This is a genomic window from Paraburkholderia sp. RL18-085-BIA-A, assembly GCF_046027075.1.
Taxonomy (GTDB): domain Bacteria; phylum Pseudomonadota; class Gammaproteobacteria; order Burkholderiales; family Burkholderiaceae; genus Paraburkholderia.
In genome coordinates, this window is the sequence record NZ_JARESU010000035.1 from 38,482 (window position 1) to 51,227 (window position 12,746).

15 protein-coding genes are annotated in these 12,746 nt (G+C 55.8%); 12 read left to right on the forward strand and 3 right to left on the reverse strand.

The annotated features are described in order from the left end of the window. Positions 1-76 precede the first annotated feature (76 nt). Both P0D89_RS23385 and P0D89_RS23390 read left to right on the forward strand, forming a co-directional pair. Positions 77-952 carry a class I SAM-dependent methyltransferase gene (locus tag P0D89_RS23385; protein ID WP_408377274.1) on the forward strand — a complete coding sequence of 292 codons (876 nt, stop codon included), beginning with the start codon at positions 77-79 and terminating at the stop codon, positions 950-952. Between the two features lie 297 nt (positions 953-1,249). Beyond that, positions 1,250-1,858 (forward strand): class I SAM-dependent methyltransferase, encoded by a 609-nt coding sequence (locus P0D89_RS23390; RefSeq protein WP_408377276.1) that lies wholly within the window; start codon positions 1,250-1,252, stop codon positions 1,856-1,858. On the opposite strand, the gene P0D89_RS23395 is transcribed toward P0D89_RS23390, so the two are convergent. Further along, positions 1,845-2,267 (reverse strand): acyltransferase family protein, encoded by a 423-nt coding sequence (locus tag P0D89_RS23395; RefSeq protein ID WP_408377278.1) that lies wholly within the window; start codon positions 2,265-2,267, stop codon positions 1,845-1,847. The genes P0D89_RS23390 and P0D89_RS23395 overlap by 14 nt on opposite strands. A gap of 241 nt (positions 2,268-2,508) precedes the next feature. Here P0D89_RS23395 and P0D89_RS23400 point away from each other — a divergent pair, with 241 nt between their 5' ends. The 10 genes from P0D89_RS23400 to P0D89_RS23445 all read left to right on the forward strand — a co-directional run bounded on the left by P0D89_RS23400 (position 2,509) and on the right by P0D89_RS23445 (position 10,906). Beyond that, on the forward strand, positions 2,509-3,855 hold the full coding sequence (locus P0D89_RS23400) for an IS4 family transposase (protein WP_408377279.1): 1,347 nt from the start codon (positions 2,509-2,511) through the stop codon (positions 3,853-3,855). 42 nt (positions 3,856-3,897) lie between these two features. Continuing rightward, the gene (locus tag P0D89_RS23405; protein WP_408377281.1) at positions 3,898-4,530 is read left to right on the forward strand and encodes a glycosyltransferase; all 633 of its coding nucleotides are present in this window, start codon (positions 3,898-3,900) and stop codon (positions 4,528-4,530) included. After that, complete coding sequence (locus P0D89_RS23410) at positions 4,524-4,793, forward strand: hypothetical protein (protein WP_408377283.1); 270 nt, start codon at positions 4,524-4,526, stop codon at positions 4,791-4,793. The genes P0D89_RS23405 and P0D89_RS23410 overlap by 7 nt, the downstream gene beginning before the upstream one ends. Next, positions 4,793-5,383 (forward strand): FAD-dependent oxidoreductase, encoded by a 591-nt coding sequence (locus P0D89_RS23415; RefSeq protein WP_408377285.1) that lies wholly within the window; start codon positions 4,793-4,795, stop codon positions 5,381-5,383. Before P0D89_RS23410 ends, P0D89_RS23415 begins: the two co-directional genes overlap by 1 nt. Beyond that, positions 5,266-5,958: a hypothetical protein gene (locus P0D89_RS23420; RefSeq protein ID WP_408377345.1), complete on the forward strand. Its 693-nt coding sequence runs from the start codon at positions 5,266-5,268 to the stop codon at positions 5,956-5,958. The genes P0D89_RS23415 and P0D89_RS23420 overlap by 118 nt, the downstream gene beginning before the upstream one ends. Next, complete coding sequence (locus tag P0D89_RS23425) at positions 5,955-6,662, forward strand: Rossmann-fold NAD(P)-binding domain-containing protein (protein ID WP_408377287.1); 708 nt, start codon at positions 5,955-5,957, stop codon at positions 6,660-6,662. Before P0D89_RS23420 ends, P0D89_RS23425 begins: the two co-directional genes overlap by 4 nt. 81 nt (positions 6,663-6,743) lie before the next feature. Further along, complete coding sequence (locus P0D89_RS23430) at positions 6,744-7,580, forward strand: sugar phosphate isomerase/epimerase family protein (RefSeq protein ID WP_408377289.1); 837 nt, start codon at positions 6,744-6,746, stop codon at positions 7,578-7,580. Continuing rightward, positions 7,577-7,933: an SMR family transporter gene (locus tag P0D89_RS23435; RefSeq protein ID WP_408377291.1), complete on the forward strand. Its 357-nt coding sequence runs from the start codon at positions 7,577-7,579 to the stop codon at positions 7,931-7,933. Before P0D89_RS23430 ends, P0D89_RS23435 begins: the two co-directional genes overlap by 4 nt. 59 nt (positions 7,934-7,992) lie before the next feature. Continuing rightward, positions 7,993-8,757, forward strand: a complete 765-nt coding sequence (locus tag P0D89_RS23440) for a glycosyltransferase family 2 protein (protein WP_408377293.1) — start codon at positions 7,993-7,995, stop codon at positions 8,755-8,757. Between the two features lie 115 nt (positions 8,758-8,872). Next, the gene (locus P0D89_RS23445) at positions 8,873-10,906 is read left to right on the forward strand and encodes a hypothetical protein (RefSeq protein WP_408377294.1); all 2,034 of its coding nucleotides are present in this window, start codon (positions 8,873-8,875) and stop codon (positions 10,904-10,906) included. A gap of 184 nt (positions 10,907-11,090) precedes the next feature. Here P0D89_RS23445 and P0D89_RS23450 read toward each other — a convergent pair whose 3' ends face one another. Beyond that, positions 11,091-11,804 carry a glycosyltransferase gene (locus tag P0D89_RS23450; protein WP_408377296.1) on the reverse strand — a complete coding sequence of 238 codons (714 nt, stop codon included), beginning with the start codon at positions 11,802-11,804 and terminating at the stop codon, positions 11,091-11,093. Between the two features lie 61 nt (positions 11,805-11,865). Next, positions 11,866-12,741, reverse strand: coding sequence for a glycosyltransferase (locus tag P0D89_RS23455; protein ID WP_408377298.1), 876 nt, complete (start codon positions 12,739-12,741; stop codon positions 11,866-11,868). Between the last annotated feature and the right edge of the window lie 5 nt (positions 12,742-12,746).

Below are 12,746 nucleotides of genomic sequence, written 5' to 3' on the forward strand. Positions count from 1 at the left end.
GTCGGGCTCGGATGAACTCAGTGCACTCATCGCAAGATATCCAGAGGTACGGGATCTAGCTGGCGAGCGAGACCAATTGAAGACGAAGTTGCAAACGTATGTTCCGCACTTCGCTGCGTTGGGTGATATTCCGCCAGGACATTTCTACTCGCCGATACCGTCACTCGACGACGTGCGCAGGGAAGAGGCCAAACTCTTCGACACGATGCTGAAAACGATGCCCGGCGTCGATCTGCGTGAACAGGAACAGCTTCGTCTGCTGGAGCAATTCGCGGATCGTTTTTATAACGACATGCCGTTTCAGACGAATAAGGTCGAGCACCTGCGTTACTACTTCGAAAACCCCATGTTTTCGTATGCCGACGCAATTTCACTCTATTCGATGATTCGTCATTTGAAGCCTCGGCAGATTGTCGAAGTGGGCTCCGGTTTCTCATCGGCGGTTGCGCTCGATACCAACGATCTGTTCTTCGGCGGCCAGATTCACACGACCTTCATCGAACCCTATAACGAACGTCTGCTTTCGCTGATCAATCAGCAGGACAAGGGCACGTCGAAGATTGTGGAATCTCGCGTGCAGGACGTGGATTCGGCCGTGTTTTCGTCACTCGCCGAGAACGATATTCTTTTTATCGATTCCACGCACGTCAGCAAGATCGGCAGCGACGTGAACCGGTTGTTCTTTGAAATTCTGCCCGCGCTGGCCAAGGGCGTGTATATCCATTTTCACGACATTTTCCTGCCGTTCGAATATCCGCCGCAATGGATCTACGAAGGCCGCGCGTGGAACGAAGCCTACGTATTGCGCGCGTTCTTGCAGTACAACCAGGCTTTTGAAGTGATCCTCATGAACGCATTTATGGGAATGCATCACGGTGCGTTTTTCCACGAGAAGATGCCGCTTTTCATGAAAAACACTGGTGGCAGTTTCTGGATCAGGAAGACCGCATAAACGCGACTAGGCAAAGAGAGCGCAGCGCGCCAGCAAAAAATGCCAACAAATCGGTGACGACCCCAGGTGTGGTAACTTTTCCTGTTTTCCTGCTATATACTCTCCGTGCCTTACCAACCGTTGCGTAGGGAGATGCTCATGGAATGCGATTCAAGGCAGCGCCAGCCGGTTCTGGAACACGCAGGCTATTGCCATTGCTGTCGGTCCACAGTCACGTTCCGCTCGGAAAGTGACTGGCTCCGAGACAATTACTATTGCCTCCAGTGCCAGTCGATTCCGAGGAACCGACATCTGCACATGGTGCTGGACTCGAAATTCCCCGGTTGGGAACGCGCCGAAGTCCACGAGTGCTCGCCAGTCAACGACTACACTTCGCGATTTGCGCAGCGCTATACGCGTTCGGTTTACGACCCTTCCATCGAACCGGGTTGCAAGTGCGAAGGCGCGCAGTGTGAAAACATCGAGGCGATGACTTATGCCGACGAAACGTTCGATCTTTTCATTACCGAAGACGTGCTGGAGCACGTCTTCCGGCCAGACCTCGCCATTGCCGAGATCATGAGAGTTCTGCGTCCCGGGGGCGCGCACGTCTTTACTGCGCCAAAGCAGAAATGGATCACGCACACGCGGCAGTGCGCTCAATTAGTGAACGGCGAAGTCAAGCATCTTTACGAGCCGCAGTATCACGCGGCAGCGGACGGCGGGCGCTCGCTCGTCACTTGGGAATACGGTTACGACTTCGAGTTGTTGCTCAGCGAGTGGGCGGGCGATGTGCCTGTCGAAACGCATCGGCTGATGGATCGATCGAAGGGTATCGACGCGGAGTTCAACGAAGTATTCGTGATCCGCAAGCCGTGTCCTGGCGCCTCACATCCGTGGAATCCGCGTGCATTCAGTCCGACATGATCCGAAGCACCGGCACCTTCTGCATGCAGATTGCAACAACCGTGGAAATCGCCAGCGCGGCTGCGCACGCGGCCAGATAGAGACTCCAGACGTGGTTGCTGTACATCATTTGTTGCGAGTGCGAAAAGGAAACCTGTACGAGCAGAAGATGCATGAAATAGATGCTCATGGTTCTCTTCGCGACGGCGGAGACAGCGCTTCGGAAGAGGGCAATTTTGATCCGATCAAATGCGCCCAGAAGCGCGACGAAAGATGCAGCCGAAGCAATGATGACAGTCGGCGACGAATATTCGAAAAAAGCCATTGTCGGAACGCCGTGAGACAGAGCGGACGCGCTCGCTCCGAAAATCGTTACGCCGAGCGCTATCGCGGCAATAAATGCCTGGGTAAAATAATGGTTTTTACGCACGGTAAATGTAGTTTTCAGGTACCAAGTAAACGCATGATGCTCTTACCTGTTCTCGTCTCGGTCGTTCTGCTCGTACGTAATCAAAGTGTGCGTGTAGAAGCACTCGTGACCGAGGCTGCCGCGACGTTAAGTCCATCTCGTTATACACAAATCGACGCTTCCGGAAACGATGGTGGAATAGCAAAGCAGCCAGAAGGGTTGTTACCAATGCGGATTTCGCGTTTACTCTCGGATTTTCGGCATGAAGATCCGAGACGACGTGGGAGCATGGGTGGACGAGGAATTTGAGACTCTGGATTTGGGCGATCCCCGGCGAGACCGGCGCGCGAAGGAACTGGTCAAACGGTTCGCCAGCCGGCCCACGGCCAGCATTCCGGGCGCGTGCGAAGGTTGGGCCGAGACGATGGCGGCATATCGCTTTCTGGGCAATGAGCGCATCGACTGGCGCGACATGATGCAGCCGCATTGGGATCGCACCACGGCGCGCATGGGAGCGTTGCCGGTGGTGCTGTGCATTGCCGATACGACAGAGCTGAACTTTCACGGTCAGGACATCGAAGGGGCCGGCCCGCTCAGTTATGAAGCACAGGTGGGCATGTATCTTCACGCGACTTATGCGGTGACACCGGATCGGGAGCCGCTGGGTGTAATGAACGCATGGATGTGGGCGCGCGAGCCACGTGATGCAAACGGCAGGCGTGGCGGTGTCAGGGAAAGTGCGCGCTGGATCGAAAGCTATGAGATCGTGGCCGAGCAGGCACGGGCCCTGCCTGACACGCGACTGGTGTATGTGGCCGATCGTGAAGGCGACATCGCGGCGCTCATGCAGCGTGCGCAGGAACTGGGCGAACCGGCTGACTGGCTGATCCGCTCCCAGCACAATCGTGCCCTGAAGGACGAAGAAAAGCTGTGGGAAAAGGTACACGCGAGTAACGTGCTCGGCCATATCAGCTTCGTGCTGCCCGGGCGCAGTGGCCAGAAGGCGCGTGAAGTGAAGCAGGAACTGCGTAGCCAGCGCATCAGGCTGCCCGGGCGCGCCGGTGTCACGCTCACCTGCGTCGAGGCGTATGAGGTGGATGCGCCAGCGGGCCTGAAGCCCGTCATCTGGCGTCTTGTGACCAACCGCGAAGCGGGCGATGCGCATGCGCTCATCGAACTCGTTGACTGGTACCGCGCGAGGTGGGAAATAGAAATGCTCTTCAATGTACTGAAAAACGCCTGTCGGGTTGAGGCGCTGCAGCTCTCGCAGATGGAGCGGGTGGAGAAGGCGCTCGTGCTGTACATGGTCGTAGCGTGGCGAATCGCACGGCTCATGCGTCTGGGCAGGACGTGTCCAGAGCTGGACGCGTCACTGTTCTTTGAGACTGACGAGATACATGGCGCTCACGTGCTCTCAAAAAAACCCCGTCCGAAAAAAACACCGACACTGAACCAGATGATACGGATGATTGCGTCACTGGGTGGGTTTCTGGGGCGCAAGAGCGATGGCGAACCGGGCGCGAAGACGCTGTGGATCGGCATGCAGCGAGTCATGGATGCTGTGATCACCATCCAGATCTTGCGCGACGGCTACGACACTTCTGTATAACGAGATGCGTTAAGTCGGCTGGTCTCCGACTACGAACTCATCGTGGTCGATAACGCATCCGAAGACAACAGCGCTGAGGTACTTCGCAATCTCACCTTGGAATCTGGCCAGCCGAACCTGCAAATCTATGTGCTGACCAAGGAAGTGGACGCGGACACGGCTCTCTGGGTTGGCCTTGAAAACGCGCTCGGGGATTACGTGGTCGCGCTAGATCCGTTGCTCGACGATATTTCCCTTCTCGAGTCGATGTTGGAGAAGGCAACGAGCGGAGTCGACATCGTACTGGCTTACAACCGGCAACGGCCGGCGCAGAGCACGATGTACAACCTTGCTCAGACGGCATTCGATCTGCTCTACCGTTCTTCCAGCGGCATGAAATTCGCCCACGAGGCACCCCGGTACCGGCTCGTGAGCAAGCGGATCGTCAACTTCATTCTCCAGCATCCGCAGCCTGCGATTGCGTATCGTCACTTGCCGCTCACCGGCGGCTTTTCATGTACGGACTCCTTTACAGTTCGCCGCCAAAAGAGCTTCGCGAGAAACACCTTCGCGATAGCGTGGATCGTGGCATCCGTCTGCTGGTGTCAACTACCCGCGCGCCAATGCGAATTGTTACCTCATTGTGTCTGTTTGGCGCTGGGGCAAACCTCGTTTACTCGGTGTACGTGGTGTTGATCGGCATTTTCAAGCAGGACGTCGCTCCTGGGTGGGTCAGTATCTCGCTGCAACAATCTGGCATGTTCTTCCTGATTTCCCTCGTGCTCCTGGTTCTGGCTGAATACATTTTGAACATGGCAAGCCTGTCCAGCGAAGGCCCGCTTTATCACGTCGGACAGGAATTCACGAGTGCCAAGATGACGCGGCGCGAAAAACTCAATATCGAAGAAATCGAATTCTCCCCCGAGCGAGCCGCCGGACGGGCGCAGGATGAGCACTGATGTCGACTTCGACATCTCATGATGCCGTCGTCATTGGCGGGGGCTTCTATGGTGCCGTCATTGCGCTTTACCTCGTACGGAAGCGGGGATTCCAACGAGTTTGCCTTTTGGAGCAGGAGGCAGACTTGCTGCAGCGAGCGTCCTATAACAACCAAGCGCGCGTGCATAACGGTTATCACTATCCGCGCAGCTTCACGACGGCCTATCGAAGCCGAATCAATCTGCCCAAGTTCGTTCGCGAGTGGCCGCAAGTCGTGGAATCCGATTTCATCAAGCTGTACGCTATTGCGCGCCGCAACTCAAAAGTCACGTCGCGACAGTTTCAACGCTTTTGTCGCGAGACAGGCGCGTGGCTTGAACGAGCCGCCCCGAAGCTCCAGTCCCTGTTCGAGCCACGCCTGATCGAGGACGTTTTGTCGTTCAGGAGTATGCGTTCGACTCTCAGCGACTCGGCGCCTGGGCACGCCGCGAATTGCTTGAAGCAGGAATCGAAGTCCGTTTGCATACTTGCGCCGAATCGCTCGAGCGCGTTGGCGACAATGGCCTGGCTGTCGTCGCGCGCGAAGCCAACCGCCATTCCTATAAGTTGACGACACGCTACGTCTTCAACTGCACCTATAGTGGGTTGAACCAACTCGGCGGAGATTTCCTCGGTACGCGCGCACGCCTCAAGCACGAGATCACCGAAATGGCGCTATTGGAAGCGCCTCCGGAACTGGAGAACCTGGGTGTTACTGTCATGGACGGTCCGTTTTACTCGATGATGCCGTTCCCCTCACGCCAGCTTCACACGCTCTCCCATGTGCGTTACACGCCTCATTTGCACTGGGACGACGAGCGCGGAGTCGACCCCTATACGCAACTCGCTGCGTACCCTCGTGATACGCGGGTGGATCGCATGGTTCGCGACGTGGCGCGTTATAAGCCGGCAGTCCTCAAAGCGAATTACGTAGACTCTCTGTTCGAAGTCAAAACTATCCTGGCAAAGAACGAGATCGACGATGGTCGACCCATCTTCTTCGAAAAACATCCAGCATTGCATGGCTGCTACTCGGTGCTGGGTGGGAAGATCGACAACATTTACGACGTGCTCGAGAAGCTAGACGCCGAGTCGCTTGTCACCAGTTCGAATCAATCACTTCCGTTTGCGAAACATTCATCATGACCCAAGCGCTCATTGGATCTTCGGGCTTCGTCGGACAAACACTGCTTAGGCAAGGTCAGTTCGATTCGCTCTATCGCTCTATGAATATCGGTACGATCGACGGACAAACTTTCGACGGCGTGACGTGCGCGGGTACGCCTGCGCAGAAGTGGATCGCCAATCGCGAACCGGAAGCCGATCTGCGCAACATCGAAGGTCTGATCGCGCACCTCAAAACAATCCGCTGCGGTCACTTCACGCTGATCAGCACGGTCGACGTGTTCAAACGTCCAATCGGCGTCGATGAGAGTTCGCCCGTTGACGAGGAAGGCCTGCACGCTTACGGCAAGCACCGCCGCTACCTAGAAGAGTTCGTCGAATCGCACTTTCCGGATCGTCTGATCGTGCGCCTTCCGGGTTTAGTAGGGCCTAGGCTGCGAAAGAACGTCATATTCGACTTTCTCAATGACAACAACGTGAATTCGATTGACAGCCGGGACGTGTTCCAGTTTTATCCGATGGTAAATCTCGCTTACGACATCGAAATTGCCCGCCGCGCGAACCTTCGGCTGATCCACCTGACGGCCGAACCGTTGAGCGTGGCCGATCTCTCGTTGCAGGGATTCGGCAGACGCTTCGAACAACTTGTGTCGCAAGCGCCGGCGACATACGACCTGCGCACGCGTCATGCCGCGATCTTTGGTGCTGACGGGAGCTCAGTATAGCAAACGTGAGACTCTGCAGGCCGTCCGCGCGTACGCTCAGTCGGAGCCGCACGTCAGCCAGGCCGGAGCGTAGCTGCCACTATGAGGATTTCAATTTCCAACATCGCGTGGGACCACTCCGAAGACGAATCTCTGGCCGAGCTATTCGCGCGCTACGGCGTGGATGCCATTGATATCGCGCCAACCAAATATTTCTTAGATCCCGCATCGGCCGGTGCCGGGGAAATCGCGCGTGTCAAAGACGCGTGGAGCCGTCGCGGAATCGAGGTGATTGGAATGCAATCGCTGCTGTTCGGCACGGTCGGGCTTAATCTCTTTGGCTCCGCCGAAAGCCGTGAAGCGATGTTGGCGCATCTGCGAGCGATTTGCCACGTCGGGCAAGGACTCGGTGCAACCCGGCTCGTGTTCGGTTCACCTAAAAACCGTAACCGCGGCGATCTGGACAATGACGCGGCGCTAGACATCGCGGTGCCGTTTTTCCGTCGGCTCGGCGAGATCGCAGGCGAAAGCAGTATGATCATCTGCCTTGAGCCGAATCCAACCTGCTACGACTCGAATTTCATGACGACGAGCAAAGAGACTCTGGACGTGGTCCGGCAAGTCGATCACGCAGCGATCCGAATGCAACTGGATACTGGCGCAATGACGATCAATGCCGAGGCTCTGGAAGAAACGGTGCGCGAGTGTGCGTCCGCAATCGGCCACGTGCACGCAAGCGAACCGGCGCTGATTCCGGTCGGCGACGGGCCCTGTGATCACGCAACAATCGCAAGCAGTATTCGCGAGTCCCTTCCCGAGCAGATCGTCACGATCGAAATGGTCGCAACCAAGGACGAATCTCATCACACGAGCATTGAACGGGCCTTGCGAAAAACCATCGCTTGCTACGGCGACACGTCGGCAGAGGCAAGCCAATGAAGTGGATCATTCTTGCGTTAGGCATCGGATCCAATGCCGCGGCGAGCGTCCTGGTAAAGTTCGCAATGCTCACGCCGCGCAAATTTCCTTCCCTGTCTGATCCCCTAGCTGCGCTGACCAACTGGCCTTTCTGGCTCGGACTCGCGTTGTATGGCGCGGCCTTTCTCCTGTACGCCGCCGCATTGGCGCGCTTGCCGCTCAATGTCGCGCACCCCGTGCTGACCTCCGGTGCGATCGCAACCGTTGCACTCAGTTCCGTGCTGATCTTCCGAGAACCTTTCCACTGGACGACCGGCGCGGGCGTTGGCCTGATCGTCATGGGCGTGGCACTTCTCACCATACGTGTTGCCTGACAGACGCAATGAATACTATAACTACATCGCCCGCGCAAACAGATCGCGACAACTGGCAGGTGCCGAGCTTCGAAACGCTCTTCTGGCTCGGGCGGCAGCACAGAGCGTGCGTCATTATTCCTGTCATCAACGAAGGTAATCGCATCCGCAACCTGCTGGCTCGCATCCGCGATCAGAGCAACGCCACGCGCGCCGACATCATCATTGTCGACGGCGGAAGCACTGACGGGTCTCTGGATGAAGCGTATCTGCGTGAACACGCCGTGCGCGGTCTATTGGTGAAAACGGCGCCGGGCAAGCTCAGCGCGCAACTGCGTTGTGCTTATGCGTTCGCGCTCGATGAAGGTTACGAACACATCGTCACCATCGACGGAAACGACAAGGACGATCCGGAGGCAATCCCGCGTTTCATCGACGCGTTGGAAGGCGGGGTCGACTTCGTGCAGGCCTCGCGCTTCCTCGCCGGTGGCATCGCGGAGAACACACCCAGATCACGCGATTTAGCGATCCGGTTCATTCATGCGCCCATCCTCAGCCTGTTCTCGGGCTTCAAGTGGACCGATACGACTCAGGGGTTCCGTGGTTATAGCCGGCGCATGCTTCTGGACAAGAGAATAGCGGCCTTTCGCAATATATTTACAAGCTATGAATTGCTGGTTTACTTGTCCTACCGTGCGCCGAAGCTCGACTTCCGGTGCATCGAGCTTGCGACGACGCGACGTTATCCGAAAGGCGAAGTCCCTACGAAGATCAGCGCGGTAAGGGGCAATATCGACGTTCTCAAAATGCTCTTGCAAGCGTGTTTTGGCGCATATAACGTCTGACCTATAGCTGTTTGCCGCTGTCTGAATGCCGGCAACGGCGCACCCCATCGCAAGTCGACCTAATTAACCGAGCGTTTTCGCCTACGGCTATGGCCGGAGAAGGGTTCTGTCGCGAATGATCTCCACGTCAAAAAAGTACGGCGTCGAATGGCTAGCATTCGGGCTCATTTTCATGATCTTCTTTGCCGAGCCGCGTTTTTCGTGGACGATCGGCTCAGCGGGCAATCTCGAGCAGTGGGTGAACCTGACCAACACGGTCTTTTATGGTAATCAGGATTTCCTGTTCAGCTATGGGCCGCTCTATTGGCTCACGGGCGGCACCACAATAGCGTACGACATTTACACATACTGGATCAGCATCGTCTTCATTAGCGCGGTGCAAGCGTTTTTCTGGGCAATCATCATCTCGCTGAGCTTTCGTAATCGCGGATACATCCTGCTGGGTCTCGCGTATTACCTGTTTTTCGACATGGACCTTGCATTGCGGTGTGCCTACTTCCTATGGCCACTAGCCCTGGTTGCTTATCTGGAATTTCGCGAGAAAGAGCCGTTACGGGTAGACGCGCGCTGGCTGATTTTATTGGGAGCGATCGCCAGCTTTTCACTGTACGTGCGCTTCTTCTACGGCACTTTTGCCATCGTCACTTTCGCCACGTATTACGTGAGCCGTGCTGTCGTTCTGCGACGCGTTCGCGAATTGTTGTTCATTGCGTTGGGCGGCCTTGTCGGCTATGTACTGATCGGGCTACTGATCTTTCACCAGCCGTCGAGCCTGGTCGACTACATCGTCATTAACAACCAATTGAACTTCGGCAACTCGGTCGACATGACTTTGGACGTCGGAAACACGAGTCGCACTTTCATTGCAGCAGCATTGCTGTTGCTCTTTATGAACGTCTTTGTGCTTTGGCGACGACGCGTTCTGTTCCTGACCATCAACGCGCTTGTGATCATCATGTTCAAGGTCGGTTTCAGCCGAACGGATCACTACCTTCCCTATTTCATCGTTCCGGCCGCTGTCACGGCGTGCGTGATGCTTTTTGAAGGGAGTTGGCGCGGAAGGATCATTTTTCTGCTGGCGCTGGGTGCGCTGTACGACATTTCGAGTCACCCCACTTACGTGGGAGCCGCTACCCGCGACAGGATTTTTACTGGCGTCGATCTGTCGGCGCCCTATTGGCAGCGCATGGCGGTTGCTTATAGCCCTTACGTATTGCCGGAATCGGTGCGAAACAGGATTGGCGACTCGTCCGTCGACGTCTATCCCTATAACAACGAATATGCGTTTGCCAACCATCTAAATTACGTTCACAGGCCATTGTTTCAGAACTACATGACGCTGACGCCCAAGCTGGATGGGATGAATAAGAAGTTCTTCGAAAGCGCGGGGCGCCCCAGGTACGTGATATGGGCGGCGGGCATTTTGTGCGGTGAAAAAGACTGCAATCCGTTTGAGGGAGTCGATCGGAAATACGCGCTGAACGAAGATCCGCTGACTGCCAGCGCCTTACTGCTTAACTATCATATTGTCGATCATTTCAACGTCCGGAATGGTATTCCGGCACTCCTGCTGGAAGCAAACGCAAACCAGACGCCGTATTCGGAGCGGCTTCTCTCAACGCAAAAAATGAAGCCTGACCAGTGGTATGCGGTTCCGCAAGCGGGTCCAGGCGTTGTCAAATTGAAGCTGCATTTGCAGTTCACTCTCGCGGGGCGCTTGCGAAACCTTCTGTTCAGGGGCGGCGTGCTCAAAATTCAGTACAAATTGCGCTCAGGCGAGGTCCGGGAAGTGAGAGCAAACGTGTTGAATTCGGCAAGCGGGCTCTGGGTGTCACCGCTTTTAGACAACTTCTCATTTCAGGGACAGCCGGTCCAGTCGATCATGCTGACGTCGAACCCGTTAGATTACATCCGACCAGAATTCGACACTGACTGGGTGCTGGTCCCTATCGACTCTGTGCAACCGGCACAAGTCAAAGCCGATACCTACCAATACGCAACGGAAAGTTGCATTCGGTTTGGAAAATCCTCGTTGCGGCCGCGTTCCCCAGATTCTGCGGGGGGCCGTGCTTTCTCTGCCTATCGATGTGAGCCGCTCGCGTCCATTGCAAACGCTGTGTCCCTCGCGAAACCGAGAAAGAGATCGTGAAGTATCAACAGATACCTTGATAGCAACTTGACACAGCGCGCGGTCAATTGCTTGCATGTTGCGGATGGCATTCGATCTGTTTTCGTTAGCCGCCTCCCCCGCGCCCCCTCGATTTGGCATAAAAATAGAAAACAGACAACCGAAATTCACCTAACACATAGACCGTTGATTGTTTGAATTACGTCTACGTTACATCCTGCCCTTTAATCGACGTCATCGTCTGGTATTTCAGATTGAAGAACCCACAATACGCGGCGAACCACGGCATCAGCACGCGCACGTAGCCTTGCGTGTTGAAACGCCTGAGCGAGCAATAGATCGGCCTTCGAATGTGGCCGAATGCCTTGCCCTCTTTCTTCGCCAACGCCTTCACGCGAAGCAGGAAATCGAGATTTTCGCCGAGTACGATCTGCTCGTTATAGCCGTGACTGCTGTCATAAAGGCGGCGATGCACGTAGCTCTTTCCAAAAGGGCGGCGCAGAAAAACCTTGATGATCTCCAGTACCCAGAACACGAAGAGCGCGCGTGCTTGCGCGACGTCCGGCATGGTGCGGATCGTGCCGGCCACGCTGTTTTTCGCGTGCATCGTATAGGAGATGTCGGATAGAAACGTCGGCGAGACGCGGTTATCTGCGTCGAGAAAAATCAGTGTAGTGCCTTTGGCGACGTGTGCGCCCGAATTACGCGCGCACGAGACACCGGGCTCATATTCGTGAACCAGGCGGAGATTTAACTTGCGCGTGTGACAGGCGAATTCCCAGACAACTTCATTCGTGTTGTCAGAGGAATTATTGTCGACCACCACGACTTCGAAATTGTCTTTACTGACGGTTTGCGCCGCCAGGTCGTGCAACAGGTTTTCAATGTAGCCACTCTCGTTGTGGCAGGGAATGACCACGGAAAATTCGTATGTGGGGGGAGCCGCTAGACCTGAGTGAGCCATGCCGTGTGTCCAGGTATCAGCGTACGCTGCGCTTGATCAACTCGACCAAGGGCATTAGGGGGCGCGGCGCCAGATGACGGCGCAAAATCTCTTTCGACAGCGCTTCGCCATGCGGCGGAGAGCGCAGCACGTCTTTGACGGCGGTCAGAATGCTTTCCTCGCTGCGCGGATTCACGGCGCGCGCGTGCGAACCCATGTGCTCTTTGGTCCATGGCCCTTCGGACAAGACCAGCGGACGTCCGGCCAGCGCGGCCTCCAGCGCGGAAGTGCCGGGCGGCTCCAGCGGAACTTCGAGAAACAGCGCACAGCTTTGCATCGCCGAGCACAGAATTTCCGAGGCCGGCGGCATCTGCGGAATGAAGAGGAAATGCTCCGGCGCGGTAGCGCGACACTCGCTGAAATAGTCTTCGTCGTTCGGATGTCCGATAAAGACCACCGGGATATCCAGATTCTTGAGCGCTTTGATCGCCGTGAGTTGATTCTTGGTCCGGTTCAATACGCCGACCCACAGCACGTATTTGTCGAGCCCGTACATTCTTTTAAAAATTTCCGGATTGGAAACATTAAAGAACTTTGAATTGACTGGAACCGGAATGTGAAGAATCTGTTCGTCTTTGATTGGAACGTATTGACGAATATTTTCTAATTCCGAGCGCGACTTGAAAATGATCCGGTCGGAAAGTAGGAAAAAATTCGCGACGAGTTCACGCTCTTCCGCCCTGGGCGGCGCATTCCACCAGAGGTTCGGCCACAGGAAAATTTTTTTATGCTGCGATCTGGCTCGTTGCAGCATGACGAGGCCGTCCGCCTGGACCGAGAAGTGCAACACGGACGAGTACGACGACAATGGCTTGCTGGATGGGCCATACAGATCCGCGTCGACGCCGAGCACACGCA

What these genes read in the sequence shown, in the direction of transcription:
- P0D89_RS23390 (WP_408377276.1), top strand. Translation starts at nt 1,250, where the DNA reads ATGGTGCTGGACTCGAAATTCCCCGGTTGGGAACGCGCCGAAGTCCAC.
- P0D89_RS23435 (WP_408377291.1), top strand. Translation starts at nt 7,577, where the DNA reads ATGAAGTGGATCATTCTTGCGTTAGGCATCGGATCCAATGCCGCGGCG.
- P0D89_RS23415 (WP_408377285.1), top strand. Translation starts at nt 4,793, where the DNA reads ATGTCGACTTCGACATCTCATGATGCCGTCGTCATTGGCGGGGGCTTC.
- P0D89_RS23445 (WP_408377294.1), top strand. Translation starts at nt 8,873, where the DNA reads ATGATCTCCACGTCAAAAAAGTACGGCGTCGAATGGCTAGCATTCGGG.
- P0D89_RS23400 (WP_408377279.1), top strand. Translation starts at nt 2,509, where the DNA reads ATGAAGATCCGAGACGACGTGGGAGCATGGGTGGACGAGGAATTTGAG.
- P0D89_RS23430 (WP_408377289.1), top strand. Translation starts at nt 6,744, where the DNA reads ATGAGGATTTCAATTTCCAACATCGCGTGGGACCACTCCGAAGACGAA.
- P0D89_RS23425 (WP_408377287.1), top strand. Translation starts at nt 5,955, where the DNA reads ATGACCCAAGCGCTCATTGGATCTTCGGGCTTCGTCGGACAAACACTG.